Source organism: Trinickia soli, assembly GCF_002879855.1.
Classification (GTDB): Bacteria; Pseudomonadota; Gammaproteobacteria; order Burkholderiales; family Burkholderiaceae; genus Trinickia; species Trinickia soli.
The window spans coordinates 491,066-514,473 of record NZ_PNYB01000001.1; the positions used below are offsets into that span (position 1 = coordinate 491,066).

Genomic DNA, 23,408 nt, shown 5'->3' on the forward strand with positions numbered 1-23,408 from the left:
AGGAAAAACCCTTAGATGCATTCAACCGGGAGTTGCCATGAGCTTCGTTTTCGCCCTCGTCCAAAAGATCAACGATCTCTTCGTTTCGCCGCACCTGCCGCTCGATTCCGACTACTCGTTCGAAGCGCGTCATCGTGAAGCCGAGCGCGTTCGTCGCTCGCAGGCTACGGTGTTTGGCATTCGTCTCGTCGACTAAAACCGCAGTCAGGATGCGCCGCCGCCATGAATGCGGCGGCGTTTTCATTGGGAGCCGCGCCTGCGGGCTTGCGCGCAAATACATCTGCTTACAGATGTCACCATTGCGCGGTCGTCCGCGAGGCAGCGTTCAGCGTTTTTGCAGACATCCTTCCCTGGAGTCTTTCATGAACGCGAATCGCCCTTCGAATCCGTCCGCCGGTCGTATCCATCCCCTGGTCGCCGGCGCGGCCGTTGCGGTCATGCTGGTCAGTGCGACAGGCATTGCAGCGATGGCCGGCTGGCTGCCCACCTCGCACGCCGTCTCGACATCGCCCGAGCAAATTGCGGCGGCCGACAAGTCCAACATGCAAACGGCAAGCGCGCCGGTCACGGCGGCGCCTTCCTATAGCGCGCAGCGCGCATCGGTCAACGAAGCCGCGGAGCAAGCCCGGCGCCATCATCACGTCGTCAAAGTCACGCCGGAACAAGCGCCGTCTTATGGCAATGCGGCGTACGGCAGCGCCGACGGTTACGGCACACACGCAACGCGTCCGGCGGCATATGACCCTGACGCAGGTGAAATCGTAGCGATCAATGCCGTACAGGCGCCCGAGCCGACGACGGGGGTCGGCGCTGTCGGCGGCGCAATTGCAGGCGGCTTGCTCGGCAACCAGATCGGCAACGGGCGGGGGCGCACGCTCGCGACGATAGCCGGCGCGGTCGGTGGCGGCCTGGCCGGCAACGGGATCGAACACGAAGTGCGCAAAGCCACGTCGTATCAGGTTCAAGTGCGGATGCAAGACGGCGGCTATCGCAACTTCACGTATTCGACCCAGCCCTCGTTCCAGCCCGGCGAGCATGTCCGCGTCGTCGGCGGCTCTTTGACGGCAGCATGAGCGGCGCTTAACCGAACCTTAAGCTTGGTCGACCACAATTGAATCGCATGCTGCGGGCCCTTACGGTTCGCAGCCGACGCGAAACAGGAGGTACCGATCATGAAACGCTCCTTACTGACAACCGTTATCGCTCTGGCACTGGCCCCGGCTGCGGCCATGGCGCAAACCCAAGGCCCCGATTCGCCGGTCACCCGCGCGCAGGTGATGAATCAACTGATCCAACTGCGGCAGAACGGCTACGTGCCGAGCAAAATCCACTATCCTGCCGATATCCAGGCCGCCGAGGCCCGCGTCGGCACGCAAGCCGGTGTCAGCACGACGGCTGTCAGCGACATGGGCGGTGCCACGGCCGGCACGGTGCAATCGGGCTCGCCCGTCATGACGCCGAGCACAAGCTGGCGATCGATGTATGGGCGTCATTAATCAGGTAATGCCTGCGTTGCGGCGCAGCGTCGCCGCAACGGCTCACACATGAAAGTGCTCATCGTCGAAGATGACCCCGCCATTGCGGCCAATCTGTACGACTATCTGACAAGCCAGGGCTACCAAGCCGATCTGGCGACCAATGGGACGAATGGGCTGCGCCTCGCGCTGGCCGATACATGGGACGCAATCCTGCTCGACCTCTCGCTGCCCGGCATGGACGGCCTTACGCTCTGTCGCCAGTTGCGCGAGCAAGCGCATCGGGACACGCCCGTTTTGATGTTGACCGCTCGCGATACGCTCGACGACAAGCTGACAGGATTCGGCCATGGGGCCGACGACTACCTCGTCAAGCCATTCTCGCTCAAAGAGGTGGGTGCGCGGCTCGAAGCGCAGATCAAACGCTATCGCGGCCGCGTCGTCGCGCGTCAAATGCGCTTTGCCGACGTGCTGCTCGACGTCTCGACCCTTACCGTAGCGCGCTCGGGACGCCCGTTGCGCCTGCCGCCCAAATGCCTGCAACTGCTGCGGATACTGATGCAGGACCCGGGCCGCGTCTTCGGTCGCACCGAGCTCGAGACTGAGGTATGGGGCGATGCGTTGCCCGACAGCGATACGCTGCGCTCGCACGTCTATTCGCTGCGTCGCGCGCTGACCGCTGACGGCGAAGAAGATCTCATCGAAACGGTCCACGGTATCGGCTATCGGCTCGTCGCTCCTCATGCGCGCGCGTCATAGCCTTCGCTTCAAGGTCGCGGTGGGGTTCTCCGTGCTGACGATCGCGCTGCTCGTCGCACAGGCGCTGGGAGTGCGCGCGCTGGCCGAAGCGCAAGAAGAACGGCTCATCACGGCGCTCGTCGACGATGACATGACCAGCGTCACCAAAGCCTATCGTTCCGATCCGGTGTTGCTCCCCCCGTTCGATGCGCGCATGCGCGGTTACGTCTCCACCGCCGACCGTTTGCCTGTCGCACTCCCCGCATCTGTCGCTGCCCTGCCCGACGGCGTCCACGAAATCATCCTGGACGGGCGGGAAATCCACGTCGCCGTAGCGCCGTTCGCCGCAGGGCGTTTGTACCGTGTCTATAACTTCAGCGCGTATGAACGGCGTTTCAAAGACGTCGTCGACGCGCTCATGGTCGTCACCGGTTTGTTCGCACTCCTGACGATCTGGCTGGCGTTCGGCTTGTCCGGGCTCCTGGTGCGGCAAGTGGCCGGTCTCGCGAAACAAGTGAAAACGCTGGGCTCGGAGCCGTCTGCGCCGATTCAGCCGGGCAAATTCGACGAAACCGAACTCGTCGCACTCGTCGATGCATTCAACGATTACCATCGCCGCATGGCCGAGATGATCGCGCGCGAGAAAGAATTCACGGGCAACGTAAGTCACGAGCTGCGCACACCGCTCACGGCGATCAAAACGAGCTGCGAGCTGCTCGAGCAAGACGCGTCAATGGGGCACAAGGCGCGCACGCGTGTTGCTCAGATCGATCGTGCTGCCGACAATATGCGGCAATTTGTCAACGCATTGCTGACGCTCGCCAGAGAACCGGGTACGCGCGAGACCGTTTGCGTGCGCCTCGCCGCTGCGGTCGAAGAAGCGCTCGCGCCATTTTCCGATCGTCTCGCCGCCAAAGGCATCGAGATCACAGTCGAAATCCCACCGGATCAATCTGTCATGGCGAACCCATCCGCGCTGGCCATCGTGCTGTCGAATCTGATCGACAACGCCGAACGCCACATGGAAGGCGGACGTTTGCGATTCAGTTACGACCAACGATGGTTGCGCATCGAGGACACGGGCTCCGGCATCGCGCCCGGCGCGGCGCCGCACGTCTTCGATCGGTTCTACCAGGCGGACCCGCTTCCTGACGTGAGGCACGGCGTTGGCATTGGCCTCTCGATCGTCAAAAAGATCGCCGACCGTTATGGGTGGCGAATCGAACTCGAGAGCGCGCCGTCGCGCGGCACTTGCGTATCGCTGTTGCTGCCCGACGCTTCCCGCGCGCGGGTCACGTCGGCTTGCGACGCTTCTTGACGAAAACTTCACACGCGGTTCGGTAGTATCGGCAGTCGAAGGATGCTCGCTTCGAGGACCCATCGATCCATACCTGCCCGATGCACCGCCTGTTTCCGCTCATCGCGCTCTGCCTGCTGGCAGGCTGCACCACGTACCATGCGCAACCGCTCGTGCCTGCCGATCTTGCTCACAAGTTCGAGCGGCGCTCGCTTGCCGATGCCGGATTGCATGCGTTCGTCGTCAGCTCGATCGGTCACGATGTCACGCCGTGGCCGCCCTCGCAATGGAATCGCGAGTTGCTGACGCTGGCGGCGTGGTACTACAGCCCGACGCTGGCCGTCGCGCGCGCCCAATCGGAGACCGCACGCGCGCATGTCGACGTCGCCGGAGCGATACCGAATCCCACGCTTCAGTTGCCGTTCGAATATGCAACGCCAAACCCCGGGCCCGGCGCACCATTTACGACGGGAATAGCGCTCGACATTCCGATAGAGACCGCCGGAAAGCGCGGGTATCGCATCGATCAGGCGACGCATCTGGCGACCGCGGCGCAATTCGACCTCGACACGCAAGCGTGGAAAGTCACCGCACAGGTCCGCGATGCATTGATTGCGCTATGCGCGGCCCAAGCACGTCGCGCAGCTTTGGCACGGAGCATCGCAGCCGAACAGGCCGTCGTCGCCATGATGAAAATGCGCAATCAGCAAGGCGAGAATTCGTCGTCCGATGTCACACGGGCAGCCTTGACGATGAATCAAACGCAGCGCGAGTACGCGGCGTCGCGCGCGGCGATAGACGACGCCCGCGCACAACTGGCCGCCGCGATCGGTATCCCCGTCTCAGCCATGGACGGAATCGACATCGACATGTCTTCGCTCCGCGCGCCCCCGCTCCCGCCGCCCGATGCCGAGGCGCAACGCGAAGCGATTTTTCATCGATCGGACCTGCTGGCGTCGTTGGCCGATTACGCCGCGGCCGAATCGGCATTGCAATTGGAAGTCGCCAAACAATATCCCGACATTCACCTGGGGCCCGGCTATACCTATGACACCGGGACACGGCGCATTGCGTTCGGCTTGGCCGGCATCACACTGCCGATCTTCGACCAGAATCAAGGCGGCATCCGCGAGGCCGAGAGCAAACGCAAGGAGGCCGCGGCGCGCACGGCCGCGTTGCAAGACACGATTCTCGGCGCACTCGATCAGGCGCTGACACGCTATCGGTCGTCGTTCGCGGCGCTACGTCTCGCCGACGATCAATTGAACCTCGCGCGCAAACAGTTGAACGATGGGACCGCCGAATTCTCGTCGGGCGAGATCGATCGGCTCGAATATACGAAAGCGAAAGCCGCTTACGAAACCCACGAGATCGTGCGACTGGATGCCCTTGCCGCAGCCCGGCAGGCCGCCGCCGCCGTCGAGGATGCCATGCAGCGTCCGCTGCGCCGTAGTCCGCACGATGCGGACGATGTGGATGATGCGTCGACTCATCGGCGGGGAGGACAACAATGAACGCACGATTGGTTTTCGCTGCGGCGGCCTCGCTATGTATCGCAGCCGCCGCCGGATGGTATGTGTCCCAAACCGTCGCCGCCCTGCCTTCGCACGCCGCATCGGCGCCTCAAGCCGCCGCGGCGCCCTCGGTGCAAACGGTTGGTGGCGAGACCGTGGTCGTGGTGGCCGTAGATGCTCAGCGGGCGAGTGGCATCGTCGTTGCACCTGTCGTCGCGACGAGCGTTCGAGCGCACTACGACGCCTATGCGACCGTCGTCGATCCGCAACCGCTCGTCGATTTGCGCACGAAGCTCGCCGGCGCACGCGCCGACGTTGCGACGCTGACCGGGCAGGCAAAGGCTTCGAGCGCGGAATACCAACGCAGCCGCACGCTCTTCGACGACGGCCACAATGTCTCGCTGAAGGCGCTGCAAAACGCGCAAGCGCTCATGCAAGCGGATCGCGACAAGCTGCAAACAGCGAAAGCCGCACTGGCGGGGTTGATTGCGACCGCGAAACTTCAATACGGCGAGGTGCTGTCGCGCGCAGCCGTTGACCCCGATTCAAAGCTTCTGATGCAGTTGCAATCTGGAGAAGCCTCGATTCTGCGCGTCACGCTGCCTTCGTCGATCAGCGCCTCACCCGCCGATCGCCTTACCTTGGATGCGCCCGATGGCCGACCCGTTGTGCTGCAAAAGCTATCTGTGTCTTTGCAAGCGGATCCTGCCGTACAAGGCACACCGTGGTTCTATGCCGCGCAGCGTGCGTTGCCGGTCGGCACGCATACGACGGTGACGGCGCCGGCCGCACAAACGAGCACGCCTGCGTTACTGATCCCTTCCGATGCGATCGTCTGGTATGGCGGGCAAACATGGGCCTACGTTCGCGTTGCGCCAGATCGATTCGCACGGCGATACGTGAAACCCGCGAGCGAAAATGAGGTTGGAATTGCCGTAACGTCGGGCTTTCACAGCGGCGATCAGGTCGTCACACGCGGCGCGCAACTGTTGCTGTCGCAAGAGCTGAAACCACAAGGCGTTGCGACGGCCTGCAAAGATCCGCCCGAATGCGACGACTGATAGTACGCAACGGCTAAGCGCCGCACGCGCTTCGCTTCTCTCTCCTTGCGCCATCGCGTATCCATGCTCCAAGCCATCATCCGATTTTCGTTGCGCTTTCGCGGCATCGTCTTCGCACTGGCCGTCGTTACTGCCGGCTACGGGATTTTTTCGCTGACGCGAGCGGACCTCGACGTCTTCCCCGAATTCGCCCCACCGATGAGCATCGTGCAAGCGCAAGCGCCCGGCATGACGAGCGAGCAGGTGGAAACGCTCGTGACGCAGCCCATCGAAGAAGCGCTCGGCGGCATGGTCGGTTTGAAATCGATACGGTCGCGGTCCATGCAGGGCTTGTCGTCGATCACGCTCGTCTTCAACGATCACACCAACGTATTGCAGGCCCGGCAGATGGTGGCCGAACGCCTCAGCGCGACGGCCGCTGCGTTGCCCACAGGTGTCATGCCGCCGGTCGTGCTGCCGCTGACCACGACGACGAGCGTCGTACGCACGATAGGTCTCACGTCGAAGACGCTCTCGCCCACCGCGCTCTACGATATTGCGCAATGGACGATACGGCCGCAGCTGCTGAGCGTTCACGGCGTAGCCGACGCGATCGTGTTCGGCGGGGCCGCGCGGCAATTGCAGATCGAGGTCGATCCGCAAAAACTGCTGCGCTACGGCTTGTCGCTGCAGGACGTGATCGCGGCAGCGCGCCAGGCAACCGGAACGCGTGGCGCTGGCTTCATCGAAAACGCCAATCAACGTATCGACGTTCATGTCGATGGGCAAATCGCGAACCCGAAGCAGCTCGGCAATGTCGTGCTGCGCTGGAGTAACGGCGCAGCTTTGCATCTGTCGGATGTCGCGACCGTCGAATGGGGAGAGGCGACGCAGGTCGGCTCGGCGACGATCATGGGCAAACCTGGCGTCATGCTCGTCATGGAGAACCAATACGGCACGAATACGATGGCCGTCACGCGCAGCATCGAGGCGCGGCTGGCATCGCTCGCACCCGTGCTCGACAAACTGGGCGTGGATCTGCAGCCGAACGTGTTTCGCCCCGCGAATTTCATCGCGACCGCGATCGATCATTTGCGCACGGCATTGCTGGTTGGCGCGCTGCTTGTCATTGCCGTGCTGTTTCTGTTTCTACTGAACGTGCGCACGGCGCTGATCTCGGCCGTCGCCATTCCGTTGTCGTTGCTGACCGCCGTCATCGTCATGACATCGCTCGGCGCAAGCCTCAATACGATGACGCTCGGCGGCCTCGCCATCGCACTAGGCGAAGTGGTGGACGATGCGATCATCGACGTCGAAAACATCTACCGCCGCTTGCGCGAAAACCGGCTGCGCGCCACGCCGCTCCCGCCGCTTCGCGTGGTGCTGAAAGCGTCTTTGGAAGTACGCAGCGCGGTCGTCTTCGCCACGTTCGTCGTCATGTTGATCTTCCTGCCGGTGCTGACGCTCTCGGGCGTGGCCGGCAAGCTGTTCGCGCCGCTCGGCGTGGCTTACATCCTTGCCGTGCTCGCATCGTTGGGCGTTGCGCTGACGGTCACACCCGCGCTATCGCTGGCATTGTTGTCGCGCGGCGCGCTACCTTCGCGCGAGCCGCGCTCGATCGCCGGCATCAAAGCGCGTTACGCAGGACTGCTGTCAACCGTCGAGCGGTATCGGACAGGTACGGTCGTCGTGGTTGCGCTGCTATGCGTCGCGGCGCTGGGCGTCCTGCCGTTCATGAGCGGCAACTTCATTCCGCAATTGCGCGAGGGGCACTATATCGTGCATATGGGCCTCGCGCCGGGCACCTCGTTGGCGGAGTCGATCAGGGTGGGGACAAAGGTATCCGACGCGCTGATGCGTGTTCCGGGCGTGCGACTCGTCGCACAGCGAGCGGGACGCGCCAACGATGTCGTCGACCCGACCGGTGTGCAGCTATCGGAATTCGAAGTCGATCTCGCCCCCATGAGTCCTGCGCGCCAGGACAAGACGATCAACGCCATGCACGCGACGCTGGCACGCTTTCCCGGTCTGACGACTTCGATCAATACGTTCTTGATCGAGCGGATCGACGAAACCATTTCGGGCGTGACCGCGCCCGTTGTCGTGAACGTCTTCGGCAACGACCTCGACCTCATCGATCGCAAGGCGCAAGCCATCGCCCGCGTGCTTGCCACGATCCATGGCGTCGCGGGCGTCAATGTCGAGTCGCCACCTGGAACGCCGCAATTGGACGTCAAGCTGAAGCCCGAACAGTTGAGCCGATGGGGCTTGAGACCCGTCGAAGTGCTCGACTCGATTCAAGCCGCCTACGAAGGCGTCACGGTGGCACAGATTCACGATGGCAGCCGCACCTACGACCTCGCGGTTCAACTCGCGCCTTCCGCGCGGCAGTCGCTGAACGATGTCAAAACGCTGACAATCAGGAATCCTGACGGTTTGGCCGTCCCGCTCGGATCGTTGGCGACCATTCGCCAGGTATCCGGCCGCTATCAGATCACGCATGACGGCGGCCAGCGCGTGCAGACGGTTGCGGTGACGCTCGGCAGCCGCCCCGTCAGCGATTTCGTGAAGGAAGCGCAGGCGCGCATCGCGCACGACGTTCCCATGCCGGCCGGCGTCTACGCGGTGTTCGGGGGCGAAAGCGAAGCGCGACGCCAATCGCAACGCGACTTGCTGGCCTATGGCGCCATTTCGCTCGTCGGCATCGTGCTGCTGCTGTCGCTCGCGCTGCGCAGCGCACGAGCCGTCACAGTCGTCATGCTCAACGTGCCGTTCGCCCTTGTGGGCGGCGTCGTCAGCGTTGTCGCTGCGGGCGGCAACCTGACGCTCGGCAGCATGGTGGGCTTCGTGACGCTATTGGGCATTTCATTGCGCAATTCGATCATGTTGATCAGCCACTACGAACACCTGGTCCATGTCGAAGGCATGCATTGGAACGCCGGCACGGCATTGCGCGGCGCGTCCGAGCGCCTCGTGCCGATCCTCATGACCGCACTTGTAACGGCGCTCGCGTTACTGCCGCTCGCACTGACGAGCGGCGCCGCGGGCAACGAAATCGAAGGCCCGATGGCGATCGTCATTCTCGGCGGCCTCGTCACATCGACGGCGCTCAACCTGCTCGTGCTGCCGACGCTCGCCCTGCGATATCTGCGATTCGACGCCGCAGACAGCAGCGTTTAGGGGCCAAAGCCCCGCCAGCTCGGCTTGCGCCCGTGGGTTGTCGGGTGACAGCAGCGCGAATTCGAACGAGGTGCCGTTTTCGTACAGCGCGGTCAGCGCCTTTTGGCAGTAAGCGGAAAACGGGTGAGCGTAGAGTTTCATGGGAATTGAACTCCTTGGTTTCAGGCGCACGCTGGCGCGCGTTCGGGGCTGACCTGCGCTCAAGCTTTCATTAATCCTTCAACGAACAGCTTTCGCACATTGAGCCCCTCTTTCCGTCGACGTTCGACGCGCGCCAGAATCGACACCTGCCCGATATTTCTTTTACCCACTGCAAGGACTACGCGTAACCGGCCCGGATTGTCGCTCGGATCTCGTGCAGGCATCGGGCTGGCGCCAATCGCGGAGGCACCCGTTCCAGGTGTGCTGCTGATCGCTCAATGCGGAATCATCCACGACAGCACGTGCTGCTGCAAGAAGACGAGCACACCCAGCAGCAGCGTAAGCAGGATGCTGTGCCAGAACGTGCGCGCGAACACGACCCCTTCCTGCCCCTTGAGGTCGGTGGTCGACACGCCAGTCGCAATGTTCTGCGGCGAGATCATCTTCCCCATCACCCCGCCTGACGAGTTCGTCGCGGCCATCAGCACCGGATCGAGATGCAACTGCCGCGCGGCGACGACCTGCAGGTTACCGAACAGCGCATTGCCTGACGTATCGCTTCCGGAAAGGAAAACCGCGACCCAGCCCAGGGTTGCCGACACGAGAGGAAACAGTGCGCCCGTCGACGCAACGCCCATCCCCAGTGTGTAGCTCATGCCCGAGTAGTTGAGCAGATAGGCGAGCCCCACGATCATCATCACTGTCACGATAGCGATGCGCGTCTGCTTCCAGGTGCCGGCGACGCAGCCGAAGAAATCCCGCACCGACAATCGCGTCCAGAGGGCCGTGATGATCGCTGCAAGCAAGATCGCCGTACCGGTGCCAAGCGGCTGGAAATCCCAGATTGCCGCATACGGCTTGTGGTAAAGCGTCATATACACAGCGTTATGCAGGCCCGGCCATTTGACCTTGACATCGCCAATCGCCGCCACGCCCGCGTGTACCCAAAAGATCACGACCGCCGACACGACCAGCCATGGTAACCAGCCGCCATACCCGATCCGATGGGTATCGTGATTGCGCTCGATCTTCACGGCTACGGCGACCGCCGCATCGCCGGCTTCAGCGCAATCTGCGCCGTTGCCGGACTTGACCGGGCCACCCGCACGCACCGAACCGCCGCTGCCCGCACCAACGCGCACCATCGCGAACGCGGGATTGGGCCGCGGCTTCCAGACCTTCAGGAAGCCGATCGTAACGATCAGCGAAGTGAGTGACGACAGCACGTCCGTGAGTTGATAACCGAGAAAGTTGGACGTGACGAACTGTGCGAGCGCGAAGCTACCGCCCGATACAAGCAGCGCCGGAAACAGTTCTCGAATCGAACGCCAGCCGCCATACATGCCGACGCTGTAAAACGGCAGCAGCAGAGCAAAAAACGGCAACTGCCGCCCGACCATCGCGCCAAGCGTAGCGGCCGGCAGCGAGGTGACCGCACCGAGGACCGTGATCGGCACCCCGAGCGCGCCGAACGCGACCGGCGCCGTGTTGAAGATGAGCGTGAACGTAAGCGCTTCCAGTGCGGGGAAGCCGAGCCCGATCAATAGCGCGCTCGTGATCGCGACGGGCGTCCCGAAGCCTGAAATCCCTTCGAGCAGGCATCCGAACGAGAACGCGACGACGAGCAGGACCAGGCGGCGATCGTCCGGCAGATGGTCGAGCATCCACTGGCGGAACTGATCGAACCGCCCGCTTTTAACGGCAATGTTATAGAGCAAGAGCGCATTGAACACGATCCACATGACGGGGATCAGCGCCAGCATCATACCGGCGCCGACCGCATTCAATGCCAGACCGGCCGGCATGCCCCAGACCGCGACCGCGATCGCGAAACCGGCGACGAGCCCCGAGAGCGACGCTTGCCAGGCGGGACGCCGAAAAACGCCCAGCATCACCAACGCGACAGCAATGGGCACGATGGCAACAAGAAATGACAGCAAGAGCGAATTTGCGACCGGCGTAAGTGGCTGGGCAAACAGGATTCCCGCTGGTAGCGCTAAAGTTGGATTCATCACGTCTCCTGAAACGGCCTATGTCGGCCGATGTCGCTTTTTAAAAGTCACTGGCCTGAATCGGACAGGCCCTCTCCCCCACTTGAAACAGAACCGCTCTTTCGCAGATCGAAGCAGTTGCCCGCTTCGATCTGCTCGACGCGCGTCCCGGCTCGCGTGCCGCATGGAGGGCCGCCAAAAAGAGGCCACGCCCCAAATGCGGCGTTCTTTACAACATTGCAAACTCCATTAATTCGACGGCTGGGTTTTTGCTTCCAGGCGGAATCGATGCAGTAGCGGCTCCGTATAGCCGTTCGGTTGATGCCGGCCTTCGAGCGCCAACGCGCAGGCAGCCTTGAAAGCGATGGATCCGGGAAAATCGGCGGCCATCGGGCGGTACGCTTCATCGCCCGCATTCTGTTTATCAACCACGGCCGCCATGCGCTCGAACGTTTGCTTGACAAGCGCTTCGTCGATTACGCCATGGCGCAGCCAATTGGCAATATGCTGACTCGAGATCCGCAACGTTGCGCGGTCTTCCATCAGACCGACGTTGTTGATGTCGGGCACCTTCGAGCAGCCAACACCTTGATCGATCCAGCGCACCACGTAGCCGAGGATGCCTTGCGCATTGTTTTCGACTTCGTTGCGGATTTCGTCTTGCGACCACTGCGCGCCTGAGGCAACGGGCACGCTCAGCAGAGCGTCGAGCAACGCATCACGCTCGCTCGCGTAATCGGTCTTCTCGAGTTCCTTCTGCACCGCCTGCACATCGATTTCGTGATAGTGCAGCGCATGCAGCACCGCGGCTGTCGGCGAAGGCACCCAGGCTGTATTGGCGCCGGCCCTCAGTTGCGCGGCCTTCTGCTCGAGCATGGCCTGCATCATGTCGGGCATCGCCCACATCCCTTTGCCGATCTGCGCGCGTCCGCGCATACCGCATGTAAGGCCGACCAGCACGTTGTTGCGCTCATAGGCCTTGATCCAGGCCGAGGCTTTCATGTCGCCTTTTCTGAATACAGGCCCCGCTTCCATCGCCGTGTGGATTTCATCGCCGGTGCGGTCAAGAAACCCGGTGTTGATGAACGCGATGCGGCTGCGCGCCGCGGCGACGCAGCTCGCGAGATTGACGCTCGTGCGGCGCTCCTCATCCATGACGCCCATCTTGATGGTGTCACGCGGCAGGCCGTAGAGGGATTCGATTCGATCGAACAATTCATTGGCAAACGCAACCTCGGCGGGCCCATGCATCTTCGGCTTGACGATGTAGATCGAGCCCACGCGCGAGTTGCGTTTGCTTTGGCGGTCGTGCAACGCGCAGAGCACCGTCACGACGCCATCGAGAATACCTTCAGGAATCGGGTTGCCGTCCCGGTCGATCACGGCGCCGATGGTCATCAGGTGGCCGACGTTACGCACGAACAGCAGCGAGCGGCCTCGCAGCGCGAGGGGGCCGCCGTCAGGCGCGCGGTAGATGCGGTCCTCGTTGAGCCGGCGCGTGAGCGTCGTGCCTCCTTTCGTCACCTGTTCGGTCAGGGTGCCCTGCATGAGCCCGAGCCAGTTCCGATAAAGCGCGACCTTGTCATCGGCATCCACGGCGGCGACCGAATCCTCACAGTCGATGATGGTCGTGATCGCCGCTTCGAGCAGTACGTCCTTCACACCGGCCGGATCGGTGCGGCCGATGCCCGTCGAGGCATCGATCTGGATTTCGATGTGCAGGCCATTGTGTTTCAGCAATATCGCCGTGGGTGCGTGGGGCTCGCCGCGGAATCCCGCGAACTGGCCCGGTGCCGCAAGCGCTATCTCGCCGGCGGCTGTGCTCACGAAAAGCTGTCCGTGACGAACCGAATAGCGATTCGCGTCGCTGTGCGAACCGCTCGCGAGCGGCGCGGCCTTGTCGAGGAAGGCGCGCGCATAAGCGATCACGCGCGCGCCGCGCACGGGATTGTAAGTGGCGTCTTTCTGCGCCCCATCCTCTTCCGCAAGCGCATCGGTTCCATACAGCGCATCGTACAAACTACCCCAGCGTGCATTGGCCGCATTGAGCGCGTACCGTGCGTTCGAAAGCGGCACGACCAACTGCGGACCCGCTTGTTCGGCGATTTCCGCATCGACGCCTTCGGTCGTCACCCGGACGCAGTCGGCCGCAGGCACCAGATAGCCGGTTTCTTCAAGAAACGTGCGGTAGGCGCGCATGTCGCGCACGGGGCCCGGATGGACCCGGTGCCATTCGTCGAGCGCACTTTGCAGGCGATCGCGCTCGGCAAGCAGCGCGCGATTGCGAAGAGAAAGGTCGTGGACGATGGCGGAGAAGCCCCGCCAGAATGCTTCACGCTCGATCCCGGTACCGGGGAGTGCCTCGTCTTCGATGAAGCTGACGAGTGCTTGCGCGACGCGCAAGCCATGTTGGTCGATCAGGTTGTTCATGCGGCTGCTGTGGTGGATGGTGAGTTGCTTGCTTGTCTTGTGTGTCGAAAGCTTCGTTGAAGGGCCGGCCTCAAGACTGCGGACGTACGACGCCGGCAATGCCCGCTTTTGCGACCTGAGCGTCCTGGTCCGACTTCACGCCCGAGACGCCGACGGCCCCGACGCACTGACCCTCCACGATGACGGGCACACCGCCTTCCAACGTCGCGTGCAGCGGTGCGCTCAGAAAGGCGTAACGTCCGCCATTGATCATGTCCTCGTAGACCTTGGACTCGCGGCGGCCAAGCGCCGATGTGCGCGCCTTCTCGGTCGCGAGATACGCACTGCCGGGCGATGCGCCATCGAGCCTCATGAGGCCGAGCGGATGGCCGCCGTCGTCGACGACGGCGATCGATACGGCCCAGCCATGTTGGTCGGCTTCGGCGCGCGCCGCGGTAAGGATTTCGCTGATTTGCGCTGTACCGAGGACGGGTTTGCTTTGCATGTAATGCTCTCTTCCTATTGGGATTGGGTGGCAGGGTCGATGCTCGTCGACGTTCGCTGCCTCAGCGACGCGTCGACAACTTCGATCCAGTGCTGTACCGAAGTACGTCCGGCACCGGCCAAGTGGGTCTGGCAACCGATATTGGCCGTCACTATCGTGTCGGGATGGCCCGCTTCAAGAGCATCGAGCTTTTGGTCTCGCAATGTGCGGGCAAGATCGGGCTGAGTGATCGAGTACGTGCCTGCCGAGCCGCAGCACAGGTGCCCGTCGGCGACCGCGGTGAGATCGAAGCCCAGGCGCCGCAGCACCGCTTCGACAGCGCCACCGAGCTTTTGCGCATGCTGGAGCGTGCAGGGGCAGTGGACAGCCAGACGGTTTGCGGGCGCGCCGCTGCCCGGAGCACCGCTGGACAGCAGCGCATCGAGCGGCTCCGCGGCGATGACTTCGACGAGATCGCGCGCAAGCGCGCTCACGCGTCGGGCTTTTTCCGCGTAGCCCTCGTCGCGTCGCAAAAGCTCGCCGTATTCCTTCACGAACGCGCCGCAGCCGCTGGCCGTCAACACGATGGCTTCGGCACCGGCCTCGATATGCGGCCACCAGGCGTCGATATTGCGGCGAGCCCGGCTCAGTCCGTCGTCCTGCGCGTTCAAGTGGTACTCGGTTGCGCCGCAACAGCCGGCCTCATGAACGGGCGTCACGCTGATGCCCAATCTGTCGAGCACGCGCGCCGCGGCGGCATTCGTGTTGGGCGCCAGGCTCGGCTGCACGCAACCTTCCAGCATCAGCACGCGGCGTACGTGGCGCGCGGGCGGTCGGACCGAAGCGGCTTTCCCGCTTCTCGGGATCTTTTCCTGCAGCTTTTTGGGCAGCAGCGGACGCACGGCCCGGCCCACTTTGAGCAGCGTGCCGAAGCGCGACGGCTCGGGCACGATGCCCCGCAGCGCTGCGCGGACGAGCCGCTCCCTGACGGGCCGCGTGGTCCGGCGCTCGAGCTCGGCCCGGCCGATGTCGAGCAGCGTGTGATAACGCACGCCCGAAGGACACGTCGTTTCGCAGTTGCGGCACGTGAGGCATCGGTCCAGGTGGCTCAGCGTTTTGGCGCCAGCGCTATTGCCTTCGAGCAGTTGCTTGATCAGATAGATCCGTCCTCGGGGTCCGTCGAGCTCATTGCCGAGCACCTGGTAAGTCGGACACGTTGCATTGCAGAAGCCGCAATGGACGCAAGAGCGCAGGATGTCTTCTGCCTCGTCGACGCCAGGAATCGAGCGAGCTTCTTCGCTAAGTTGTGTTTGCATCGAAAACGTCGGCTTAGACGGTCGCGTAAAGACGGCCAGGGTTGAATATTGCGCGCGGGTCCAGTTGTGCCTTCAACTGCCGATGCACGTTGAGAAGCGCAGGGGGTAGCGGATGAAATGGTTCGTCGGTGATGCCCGGGGTGAAGCACGTTGCATGGCCGCCGAGCGCGTGTGCCGTTGCACGCACCGTTTCGGCAGGTGCGTCGGTTTTGATCCAACGCTGCATGCCACCCCAGTCGAGCAGCGCCGCGCCGTGCAAAGCGACGATCGACGCCGAGGCAGGCACGGAAAGCCGCCATAGCGCCTCGGGGCGGGCGAAAAACGGCAGCCTCATCGCTCGCAGGTCGGCCCAGAATACGCCGTCGGACACAGTGCCTCCGAGGCGCTCACGTGCAGCACGCACGGAGCTCGTGCCGCCCTCGAGCCGCAAGCGAAGCTGCCCGCCCACGTGGCACGCGCCAGCGAGCGGCAGCCCCTCGCGCCGCCATTGCGCCAAGCTGCTCAAGGCATCTGCGTCCGACATCTCGAGAGTGAGATCGAGCGTCGCGCGAGGTTTCGGCACGACTTTCAGCGATACCTCTGTGATCAGACCGAGGCAGCCCAGGCTGCCCGTCATGAGACGCGATACGTCGAAGCCCGCGACGTTCTTCATAACCTGACCGCCGAAGCGCAGATGCTTGCCATGACCCGTGATGACCCGGCAGCCGAGCACATAGTCGCGCACGGAACCGGCCCAGGGACGGCGTGGGCCCGACAGCCCGGCCGCGACCATGCCGCCAACCGTCGCATTGCCATCGAACGAGGGCGGTTCGCAGGCCAGCATCTGGTTGTTCTCGTCAAGCACGCCTTCGAGTTCGGCGAGCCGCGTCCCTGCGCGGGCCGTAATGACGAGTTCGGTCGGGTCGTAGTCGACGATGCCGCAATGGTCGCGGATATCAATCGGCCGTTGGTGCGGTGCCTCCGCGAGACGGCCGAGAAACGGTTTGGTGCCGCCGCCGCGAATCGCGAGCGGCGTACCCGCTCCGATCGCTTCCCGCACCATCTCGACCAGCCCGTCGCTGCAATCGGCTGAATCCCATTCGCGTCGCATCAGAAGCGCTCCAATTCAGGAAACGGCAGCTTGCCGTGATGTACGTGCATGCCGCCAAACTCGGCGCAACGATGTAGCGTCGGAATATTTTTCCCTGGGTTGAGCAGCCGGGCCGGATCGAATGCGGCCTTTACGGCATGAAAGAATTCGATTTCGTCGTTCGAGAACTGCACGCACATCTGGTTGATTTTCTCGCGGCCAACGCCGTGCTCGCCCGTGATACTGCCGCCTACCGCGACACAAAGCTCGAGGATCCTGGCCGCCAGGGCCTCCGTGCGCTCGAGTTCGCCAGGCCGGTTCGCATCGAAAAGGATAAGCGGATGCAGATTGCCATCGCCCGCATGGAAGACATTGGCAACCCGCAGCCCGTGCTCGGCGGAAAACGCCGTAATCCCGTTGAGCACGCGCGGCAGTTCGCGGCGCGGGATCGTGCCGTCGATGCAGTAGTAGTCGGGCGAGATGCGGCCCACTGCGGGGAACGCATTCTTGCGTCCCGCCCACAAGCGAAGCCTTTCGGTCTCGTCGCGCGCAATCAGAATTCGCGTGGCGCCTGCATGGGAGAGGAGCGTGCTCACGCTCTCCATGTCTTCGTCCACATCGCCGGCGGCGCCGTCGAGTTCGCACAGCAAGATTGCCGCGGCATCGACGGGGTAACCCGCATGGATGAAATCTTCGGCGGCGCGGATCGCAAGACTATCCATCATCTCCAAGCCGCCCGGAATGATGCCTGCGCCGATGATCTGACCCACCGCGTTGCCCGCGGCTTCGACGTCGTCGAAGCTCGCCATCAGCATCTTCGTACTCTGCGGTTTGGGCAGCAGCTTCACCGTTACTTCCACGACGACGCCGAGCAAGCCCTCCGATCCGGTGAAGAGCGCGAGCAGATCGAAGCCGGGACTGTCGAGCGATTCGGCGCCCAGCGTCAGACGCTCTCCATCGATCGTCACGATCTCGACCCTGAGGATGTTGTGAACGGTGAGACCGTACTTGAGGCAATGTACGCCGCCCGCGTTCTCCGCCACATTGCCGCCGATCGAGCAGGCGATTTGCGACGACGGATCGGGGGCGTAGTAGAGGCCGTGAGGCGCGGCCGCGAGCGAAATCGCCAGGTTGCGCACGCCGGGCTGCACGCGGGCGGTGCCTGCGTCAGCATCGATTTCGAGGATGCGGTTGAATTTCGCCATCACCAGCAAAATGCCCTTCTCGAGCGGCAGCGCGCCACCGGAGAGGCCGGTCCCCGCGCCTCGCGCAACGACGGGGACCCCGCGCGATGCCGCAAGCCTGAGTACGGCCGCGACCTCATCCACTGTCTGCGGTAAGACGACGCAGAGCGGAACGGTGCGATACGCGGACAGACCGTCGCACTCATAGGGGCGCAGGTCTTCGCGCTCGTGAAGCACCTCCATGGTCGGCGACAGACTTGTCAACTGAGCGATGAACGCCTCGCGGTCAACCGCAGGCAGCGCACCGTCAATCCTTTCATCATATGTAAAGCTCATGTGGCGTTTTCCTGGGTACAGCCGTCTCTTCAGCCTATGCATTTGGGCGATGTTGGACGTAGGGCAGTGGATCTGTCCATCAGGAAACGGCGTGGTCATACCAGTTTTTTTGTTGCACCAGGCGCGAATAACCCAGAAAATACGTGCACATCGCGGCTACAAAGGCACTCGGCCTATGTCCGCATTGCTCTCAAACAGGTGGTCAGACCAGTGGAATCCGGGATTGAAGACAACGCCGCTCGCCACGTCGCGGATGTCGTGGCGGAGCGCATCGAAAAGCTGATCGTCGACGGCGTGCTCAAAGAGGGGCAGGCATTACCATCGGAACGGCGCCTGACAGAGAAATTGGGCGTCTCACGCGCTGCTTTGCGCGAAGGGCTCAAGCTGTTGCGTGCGCGGGGCATCATCGAGACGGCCCACGGGCGCGGCTCGTTCGTCGCGCGCCTCGCCCCGCGGGAGCATACGACGCCCATGATGCATCTGCTCTCCTCTCAGCCGCGCACGCTCTATGATCTTTTCGAAGTTCGGAGCGTGCTCGAGGCCGAGTCGGCGCGCTTGGCGGCGCTGCGCGGCACGCCCGCCGATTTTGTGCTGATTACGCGCCGCTATGAGGAGATGACGCAGGTCGGCGAGTGCGACGCTGAGACTCACGCACGGCTGGACCATGCCTTTCATCTTGCAATATGCGAGGCGTCGCACAATCCGATTCTCGTTCACACATTGCAGTCGCTCACCGACTTGCTGCTTAGCTCGGTATTTGCCTCGGTAAATAACCTGTATCACCGGGAGAAGGAAAAGCGCACGATCGACCGACAGCACGCGAGGCTGTACAACGCGGTGCTTGGTAAACTACCGGATCAGGCGCGCCGAGCCGCAGCTGAGCACACGCGCAGTGTGGCCGAGTGCCTTCGTGAGATCGAAAGGGAGGAGCAGCGCCTGGTGAGAGCGACGCTCCGGCTGGAAGGTTGGAAATAGAAGGTCCGAAGCGTGCAGCGGGCCGGAACGTTCACGCCCCGCCGGCCGGCCGCGCACGACGCGCGATTTCCTCGCTCGGGACGTCCTCGATATGCGTCGCGAGCCACCAGGTGTTGCCGCATTTGTCGCGCACGCCGGCGTTGCGGTCGCCGTAGAACTGATCGGCAGGCTCCATCACCGATGCACCGCCGGCGCGCAACGCGCGATCGTAGGCGCTATCGACATCGGTCAGATACAGGTAGAAGGCAGCGGGCGTTGGCCGGCATTCGTCGTTGCCGTCCGTCAGCATGAGATGGGAATCACCGAGTTTCACTTGCGCGTGGCGAATGCGGCCTTGGCCGTCTTCGAGACATTCGCCGACTGTCGCGTCGAACGCGCGTTTCAGAAAATCGATCACTGCGCGTGCGTCTGATGCGGTGATGTACGGTGTGACCGCGTGAAACCCTTCTGGAATGGCTTTTACGTTTGACGCGCTCATTCGTGCCTCCGAGTGGGGGTGGAAAAACGCCAAAATTGTAGAACTGTTTTGCCGTTTAGCATGCATGCGTTTTCGTACAAGGCGATGGGAGTCGCGCGAGCGCCCGCCTGGCCCTTTATCGGATCTTGACTTGGAAACCGACCGCTGCTTGCAGCGTAGTACCTGTGCCTGTTGTAATGCAGTCCCGTTTCGTCAGATATCCCAGCAGCTCGCATGTCTTGCGATGAGTAATTGAATGGGCCTTGGATGCTCGATGACCAGGGATCTTTACCCGCGGCGACCGCGGCATCGCGACGCGCATTTTGGCTATCGCTGATTGCCTTGTGAATCGGATTTTGAGGGATGAGGATCGCTGGTGCTGCGCCATAGCTGTAGCCCGCGATCTCGTTCGCTTTGGCCCACCGGTCCTGAATGACGTGGTGACTTTGGTAGCCCGTCGGCCGCGGTGATGGTTGGTTGCCATGCGGCTCGCCCCCGCAAGGGCAGCCGCATCGTTTTGCGCGTCCCAGCGGATCGAGCCAGCTTGATGGGTTTGGCGCGTATTGATACGCGTTGGCGCCGCCGGCCAAGCCAATGGGATCGTTCGATATGAACCTACCAACAGTTGCGTCGTAGTAACGGTAGCGGTTGTAATGCAGCCCGCTTTCTTCATCAACCTGCTGCCCCTGAAACCGTGCATGCTTATAGCGTCACTCGTATTGCTGCAACTCCTGCCGGATCAAACTGTCGAGGTCCTTCGGATGCAAGAGGCTTCCGCGGTCGGTCGGCGTCGAAAAGACAAGGCAAATTCGTTGGTCCTTCTCCATGCCGGGAAGCCATCGGGCAAGAAAATCCTCCAGCGCGATTGCTTTCGGCTGGAACCCTTGCCACTCTGCAGTCGCACAAAGTGCCGCGAACTCGTCCTCTGGCCAGAAGGGCACTGCTGTCGTTGCGCCAGTGGAAGCAGTGGCCCATCCGGTGTTGAACAGCCCCCACACGACCTCGAAGTCGGCGACCTTGCGGACGAAATAATCGCTTCGGGACCATGCGTCGAGTCGCAACACGTTCATGATCTTTGGCGGTACCGTCCCATCAAGCGCTGTCCCGCTCAAAACCTCGACGAGGGACCTCATTCGTAAGCTCCAATGACAATCCGGCCGAACGGGGCGATGCTCTGCATGCATGCGGTTTCGTTCGGCTCACATGAGCACGTCAGTGCAAGTCTAGGAAGTCGTCGTACTGCGCGTAGTGGTTCAGGCACCGGACAACTTCCTCGATCGTAGCTGTCGGCTTCTGCCGGTATGCTAGGTCCACCACGGCCTGAAAATTTTCTCCGGAGTAAAGGAACGAATATCCGAGATCGTTGACCTGTGCCGGATAGAATTCCTCTCCATCGTCGTCCGCTTGGACTGTGTCACCAACATAGATAGTCATTCCAGGCCGGAAGCCATCGTCGGAATCGTCACCGTAGACGTCGTATAGGTAGGTCCTATCGTACCCAACGGTGCGATCTCGTTTCTCCCGAACCAGGGCGATGAAATCCTCTATCTGATATGCCTTGTTCTTGAATTGGCTCATTTTGGACATCCTGTGCGTTGGTTCAGCTTGCCTCGCCTTCCTGGGTCTCCGCCTCCCCACTTGTCTCTACCGCCGCTTCCGTCGGGATGGTAGATGCCATGGTTGTCTTATATGGACGCCTCCCGGTTTGCCAAGTGATGTTCGATGTGGAGCACGGACAGGATCAGGCTGCAGACTTATATCCGGCCTTTGGTGCGGACGTGAGTCCGCTGGCCCTGATGGAATTCGCCGGGGAAGGCCTCATCTCTGTAGCGTCCTCGAAGGACAGACAACGATCCAGGCTTGCTTCCCCGCGGTCCGACCTGTTGTGCCATCACGCGTACATCAACCTGCGCAACCTATTAGCGATCCAACTCCTGTAGTCAATCAATCATCTACGCAGCGTGGGCCACGTAACCATGCTCGTACGTTCGGCCGTGGGCGAGCAGCGCCCAGATCGTGCGAGCTATTTTGTTGGCTAGCGCGACGACGGCCACATTGAACGGTCGTCGTGCTAGCAAATGCTGCAAGTGCTCACTGAACTGCTTTTGGTGTGTGAGTACCGATCGCGCGCCGTGAATCAGCAAAGTGCGCAAATACACGTCGCCTCGTTTGCTGATGCCCAAGAGTTTGACGCGCCCGCCGGTGCCACTCTGCCGGGGTACCAAGCCCAGGAACGCGGCGAATTCCCGTCCCGAGCGAAACGTGCTTGCATCGCCGATTGTCGCGATGGCGGCGCTCGCGCTGAGCAGTCCCACGCCCGGAATCGCCATGAGGCGCTTGGCCGCTTCGTCCTCGCGTTGCCAGGCTGCCAACCGGCGTTCGATAGCGGCGATGTCGTGCGTGAGTGCTTCGATGCGTTGCAGTTGTTCTCGCAGCGTCTCGATCACCATGGCCGGCAACGTGTCAGCCAATTCGGTCAACGCGCGCGCTGCGTGCGTCATACCGTGCGGGCCGGCTGGCACGCCCGCGCCAAATTCGTAGAGCAAACCGTGCATCTGGTTGACCTGCATTCGGCGCATCTTCATCAGTTGCTCGCGCACGCGGTGCAGCGTCAGCACGCCTTGCTGCGCTTCACTCTTGATGGCCACAAAGCGCATCTCGGGACGTTGCACCGCTTCCCAGATCGCTTGAGCATCCGCGGCATCGGTCTTGTTGCGCTTTACGAACGGTCTGACGAAGTGCGCAGCGATCAGCCGCACGTCGTGGCCGAGCCCCGTCAACTGTCGCGCCCAGTAATGGGCGCTGCCGCACGCCTCCATGGCCACGACCGCCGGTGCCCGATTCGCGAAGAACGGGCGCACTTGATCCCGCTTCAGTTGCCGTTTTCCGATTTCGCCCGTTTCCATGTCAACCCAGTGAATCTGGAATACTCGCTTTGCCAAGTCCAGGCCAAATGTCGTAGTCTTCATTTCGAGCCCTCCTTACCCTTTGTGGTCGTTGCAACACCACCACTTTGGCACTCTGATGCCGTCGGGTACAGCGAGGGCTCCGCCGTTTCTACTGCCTCTCGCTACCGACGCGGAAGGGAGGCGTCCATACCATCTCTGTGGTCATCGAAGCTAACTAGGTTAAGTAAACCTGGCGCATCGTTATGGTGCCACGTCATGCCCGGGGGGCTCTTGCTTAGATCGGGGTCTTTCATCCAGTCGAGCAAAGCAGGATTGCGACCTAGCATATCCCTCCGATACTCGGGGTCCGTATTCATCCTTTCGATCAGCGTTTTGTTGGCTAGGCGGAATTGCACAGCGTCGCTGGCGAAAAGCTTGTCTTCGGGGAGATCGAAATCATGGAACGAATGGAATTTCCCTTTACACCCTAGCCGTTTGCGAAGGCCGAGAGGGTCGATCCATTGAGTCGGGCTGGGGGCATACTGGTAGGCATTGATGCCACCCAGAACGCCGAGCGGGTCCTGACTGATGAAGCGTCCGCTGCTGGAGTCATAGTAACGATTCCGCGTGTAGCTGAGCCCCGTCTCAGAATCTTCCTGCTGCCCCTGAAACCGAATCGGATTCCGCGCCGCGATCCCCACCGCCTGCGAGACGCGCGCGATCACGTCCTGCGTCTCGCCCCACGCTCGATACGTCGCCTCCCACACCACATCGCCCAGCTCGTCCATCATCATATACGGCGTGCCGATATGATCACAGTGGTAGTAGAAGACGTGTGCAGGCGATGCCGCCTGCGCAACGCGTTGCAGCGGATCTTCTTCCGGCAGATAGCGATCGGTCGGCTTCCAAACCGG

General features: G+C 62.3%; 20 protein-coding genes and 2 pseudogenes. 9 read left to right on the top strand and 13 right to left on the bottom strand.

The features are described from left to right. Positions 1 to 37 precede the first annotated feature (37 nt). The 8 genes from C0Z19_RS28420 (at position 38) to C0Z19_RS02200 (ending at position 9,244) form a co-directional block, all read left to right on the top strand. Positions 38 to 196 (top strand): hypothetical protein, encoded by a 159-nt coding sequence (locus C0Z19_RS28420; protein ID WP_175083989.1) that lies wholly within the window; start codon positions 38 to 40, stop codon positions 194 to 196. Positions 197 to 362: 166 nt separating this feature from the next. After that, positions 363 to 1,073: a glycine zipper 2TM domain-containing protein gene (locus tag C0Z19_RS02170; RefSeq protein ID WP_102608111.1), complete on the top strand. Its 711-nt coding sequence runs from the start codon at positions 363 to 365 to the stop codon at positions 1,071 to 1,073. Between the two features lie 99 nt (positions 1,074 to 1,172). Continuing rightward, positions 1,173 to 1,496 carry a DUF4148 domain-containing protein gene (locus C0Z19_RS02175; protein ID WP_102608112.1) on the top strand — a complete coding sequence of 108 codons (324 nt, stop codon included), beginning with the start codon at positions 1,173 to 1,175 and terminating at the stop codon, positions 1,494 to 1,496. 48 nt (positions 1,497 to 1,544) lie between these two features. Continuing rightward, the gene (locus C0Z19_RS02180; protein ID WP_102608113.1) at positions 1,545 to 2,234 is read left to right on the top strand and encodes a response regulator transcription factor; all 690 of its coding nucleotides are present in this window, start codon (positions 1,545 to 1,547) and stop codon (positions 2,232 to 2,234) included. Then, positions 2,218 to 3,531 (top strand): sensor histidine kinase, encoded by a 1,314-nt coding sequence (locus C0Z19_RS02185; RefSeq protein WP_102608114.1) that lies wholly within the window; start codon positions 2,218 to 2,220, stop codon positions 3,529 to 3,531. Before C0Z19_RS02180 ends, C0Z19_RS02185 begins: the two co-directional genes overlap by 17 nt. Before the next feature lie 80 nt (positions 3,532 to 3,611). Further along, positions 3,612 to 5,024, top strand: a complete 1,413-nt coding sequence (locus C0Z19_RS02190; protein ID WP_102608115.1) for a TolC family protein — start codon at positions 3,612 to 3,614, stop codon at positions 5,022 to 5,024. Further along, positions 5,021 to 6,085: an efflux RND transporter periplasmic adaptor subunit gene (locus C0Z19_RS02195; protein WP_102608116.1), complete on the top strand. Its 1,065-nt coding sequence runs from the start codon at positions 5,021 to 5,023 to the stop codon at positions 6,083 to 6,085. The genes C0Z19_RS02190 and C0Z19_RS02195 overlap by 4 nt, the downstream gene beginning before the upstream one ends. A 63-nt stretch (positions 6,086 to 6,148) precedes the next feature. Further along, a complete protein-coding gene (locus C0Z19_RS02200; RefSeq protein ID WP_102608117.1) occupies positions 6,149 to 9,244 on the top strand; it encodes an efflux RND transporter permease subunit in 3,096 nt (1,031 codons plus the stop codon). Here C0Z19_RS02200 and C0Z19_RS02205 read toward each other — a convergent pair. From C0Z19_RS02205 to glcD, 7 genes and pseudogenes are all read right to left on the bottom strand, one after another. Next, a pseudogene (locus C0Z19_RS02205) lies at positions 9,242 to 9,391 on the bottom strand (glutathione S-transferase N-terminal domain-containing protein); the annotation flags it as partial. The gene C0Z19_RS02200 and the pseudogene C0Z19_RS02205 overlap by 3 nt on opposite strands. Before the next feature lie 269 nt (positions 9,392 to 9,660). Next, entirely contained in the window at positions 9,661 to 11,397 is a 1,737-nt protein-coding gene (locus tag C0Z19_RS02210) for an L-lactate permease (protein WP_102608118.1), read from the bottom strand. A gap of 228 nt (positions 11,398 to 11,625) precedes the next feature. After that, the gene (locus tag C0Z19_RS02215; RefSeq protein ID WP_102608188.1) at positions 11,626 to 13,797 is read right to left on the bottom strand and encodes a malate synthase G; all 2,172 of its coding nucleotides are present in this window, start codon (positions 13,795 to 13,797) and stop codon (positions 11,626 to 11,628) included. Between the two features lie 79 nt (positions 13,798 to 13,876). Next, positions 13,877 to 14,290 carry a GlcG/HbpS family heme-binding protein gene (locus C0Z19_RS02220; protein ID WP_102608119.1) on the bottom strand — a complete coding sequence of 138 codons (414 nt, stop codon included), beginning with the start codon at positions 14,288 to 14,290 and terminating at the stop codon, positions 13,877 to 13,879. Between the two features lie 14 nt (positions 14,291 to 14,304). Continuing rightward, positions 14,305 to 15,585: a glycolate oxidase subunit GlcF gene (gene glcF, locus C0Z19_RS02225; protein ID WP_102608120.1), complete on the bottom strand. Its 1,281-nt coding sequence runs from the start codon at positions 15,583 to 15,585 to the stop codon at positions 14,305 to 14,307. Between the two features lie 13 nt (positions 15,586 to 15,598). After that, entirely contained in the window at positions 15,599 to 16,675 is a 1,077-nt protein-coding gene (gene glcE / locus C0Z19_RS02230) for a glycolate oxidase subunit GlcE (protein WP_102608121.1), read from the bottom strand. Beyond that, positions 16,675 to 18,174 carry a glycolate oxidase subunit GlcD gene (gene glcD, locus C0Z19_RS02235; protein WP_102608122.1) on the bottom strand — a complete coding sequence of 500 codons (1,500 nt, stop codon included), beginning with the start codon at positions 18,172 to 18,174 and terminating at the stop codon, positions 16,675 to 16,677. Before glcD ends, glcE begins: the two co-directional genes overlap by 1 nt. Before the next feature lie 210 nt (positions 18,175 to 18,384). Between glcD and glcC the strand changes: the two genes are divergently transcribed. Next, positions 18,385 to 19,149, top strand: coding sequence for a transcriptional regulator GlcC (gene glcC, locus C0Z19_RS02240; protein WP_233195966.1), 765 nt, complete (start codon positions 18,385 to 18,387; stop codon positions 19,147 to 19,149). Between the two features lie 31 nt (positions 19,150 to 19,180). On the opposite strand, the gene C0Z19_RS02245 is transcribed toward glcC, so the two are convergent. The 6 genes and pseudogenes from C0Z19_RS02245 to C0Z19_RS02275 form a co-directional block, all read right to left on the bottom strand. Further along, entirely contained in the window at positions 19,181 to 19,627 is a 447-nt protein-coding gene (locus C0Z19_RS02245) for a VOC family protein (RefSeq protein ID WP_102608124.1), read from the bottom strand. After that, a pseudogene (locus C0Z19_RS02250) lies at positions 19,624 to 20,301 on the bottom strand (RHS repeat-associated core domain-containing protein); the annotation flags it as partial. The gene C0Z19_RS02245 and the pseudogene C0Z19_RS02250, both read right to left, overlap by 4 nt. A 15-nt stretch (positions 20,302 to 20,316) precedes the next feature. Continuing rightward, on the bottom strand, positions 20,317 to 20,739 hold the full coding sequence (locus tag C0Z19_RS02255; protein ID WP_102608126.1) for a DUF2750 domain-containing protein: 423 nt from the start codon (positions 20,737 to 20,739) through the stop codon (positions 20,317 to 20,319). 79 nt (positions 20,740 to 20,818) lie between these two features. Continuing rightward, positions 20,819 to 21,184 (bottom strand): DUF7716 domain-containing protein, encoded by a 366-nt coding sequence (locus tag C0Z19_RS02260; protein ID WP_102608127.1) that lies wholly within the window; start codon positions 21,182 to 21,184, stop codon positions 20,819 to 20,821. A 374-nt stretch (positions 21,185 to 21,558) separates the two neighbouring features. Beyond that, positions 21,559 to 22,575, bottom strand: coding sequence for an IS110 family RNA-guided transposase (locus C0Z19_RS02270; RefSeq protein ID WP_102608129.1), 1,017 nt, complete (start codon positions 22,573 to 22,575; stop codon positions 21,559 to 21,561). Positions 22,576 to 22,676: 101 nt separating this feature from the next. Next, positions 22,677 to 23,408 (bottom strand): RHS repeat-associated core domain-containing protein (locus tag C0Z19_RS02275; RefSeq protein ID WP_199180744.1); only part of this gene is annotated, 732 nt, incomplete at its 5' end.

What these genes read in the sequence shown, in the direction of transcription:
- C0Z19_RS28420 (WP_175083989.1), top strand. Translation starts at nt 38, where the DNA reads ATGAGCTTCGTTTTCGCCCTCGTCCAAAAGATCAACGATCTCTTCGTT.
- C0Z19_RS02170 (WP_102608111.1), top strand. Translation starts at nt 363, where the DNA reads ATGAACGCGAATCGCCCTTCGAATCCGTCCGCCGGTCGTATCCATCCC.
- C0Z19_RS02175 (WP_102608112.1), top strand. Translation starts at nt 1,173, where the DNA reads ATGAAACGCTCCTTACTGACAACCGTTATCGCTCTGGCACTGGCCCCG.
- C0Z19_RS02180 (WP_102608113.1), top strand. Translation starts at nt 1,545, where the DNA reads ATGAAAGTGCTCATCGTCGAAGATGACCCCGCCATTGCGGCCAATCTG.
- C0Z19_RS02185 (WP_102608114.1), top strand. Translation starts at nt 2,218, where the DNA reads ATGCGCGCGCGTCATAGCCTTCGCTTCAAGGTCGCGGTGGGGTTCTCC.
- C0Z19_RS02190 (WP_102608115.1), top strand. Translation starts at nt 3,612, where the DNA reads ATGCACCGCCTGTTTCCGCTCATCGCGCTCTGCCTGCTGGCAGGCTGC.
- C0Z19_RS02195 (WP_102608116.1), top strand. Translation starts at nt 5,021, where the DNA reads ATGAACGCACGATTGGTTTTCGCTGCGGCGGCCTCGCTATGTATCGCA.
- C0Z19_RS02200 (WP_102608117.1), top strand. Translation starts at nt 6,149, where the DNA reads ATGCTCCAAGCCATCATCCGATTTTCGTTGCGCTTTCGCGGCATCGTC.
- C0Z19_RS02210 (WP_102608118.1), bottom strand. Translation starts at nt 11,397, where the DNA reads ATGAATCCAACTTTAGCGCTACCAGCGGGAATCCTGTTTGCCCAGCCA.
- C0Z19_RS02220 (WP_102608119.1), bottom strand. Translation starts at nt 14,290, where the DNA reads ATGCAAAGCAAACCCGTCCTCGGTACAGCGCAAATCAGCGAAATCCTT.
- glcF (WP_102608120.1), bottom strand. Translation starts at nt 15,585, where the DNA reads ATGCAAACACAACTTAGCGAAGAAGCTCGCTCGATTCCTGGCGTCGAC.
- glcE (WP_102608121.1), bottom strand. Translation starts at nt 16,675, where the DNA reads ATGCGACGCGAATGGGATTCAGCCGATTGCAGCGACGGGCTGGTCGAG.
- glcD (WP_102608122.1), bottom strand. Translation starts at nt 18,174, where the DNA reads ATGAGCTTTACATATGATGAAAGGATTGACGGTGCGCTGCCTGCGGTT.
- C0Z19_RS02245 (WP_102608124.1), bottom strand. Translation starts at nt 19,627, where the DNA reads ATGAGCGCGTCAAACGTAAAAGCCATTCCAGAAGGGTTTCACGCGGTC.
- C0Z19_RS02255 (WP_102608126.1), bottom strand. Translation starts at nt 20,739, where the DNA reads ATGAGGTCCCTCGTCGAGGTTTTGAGCGGGACAGCGCTTGATGGGACG.
- C0Z19_RS02260 (WP_102608127.1), bottom strand. Translation starts at nt 21,184, where the DNA reads ATGAGCCAATTCAAGAACAAGGCATATCAGATAGAGGATTTCATCGCC.
- C0Z19_RS02270 (WP_102608129.1), bottom strand. Translation starts at nt 22,575, where the DNA reads ATGAAGACTACGACATTTGGCCTGGACTTGGCAAAGCGAGTATTCCAG.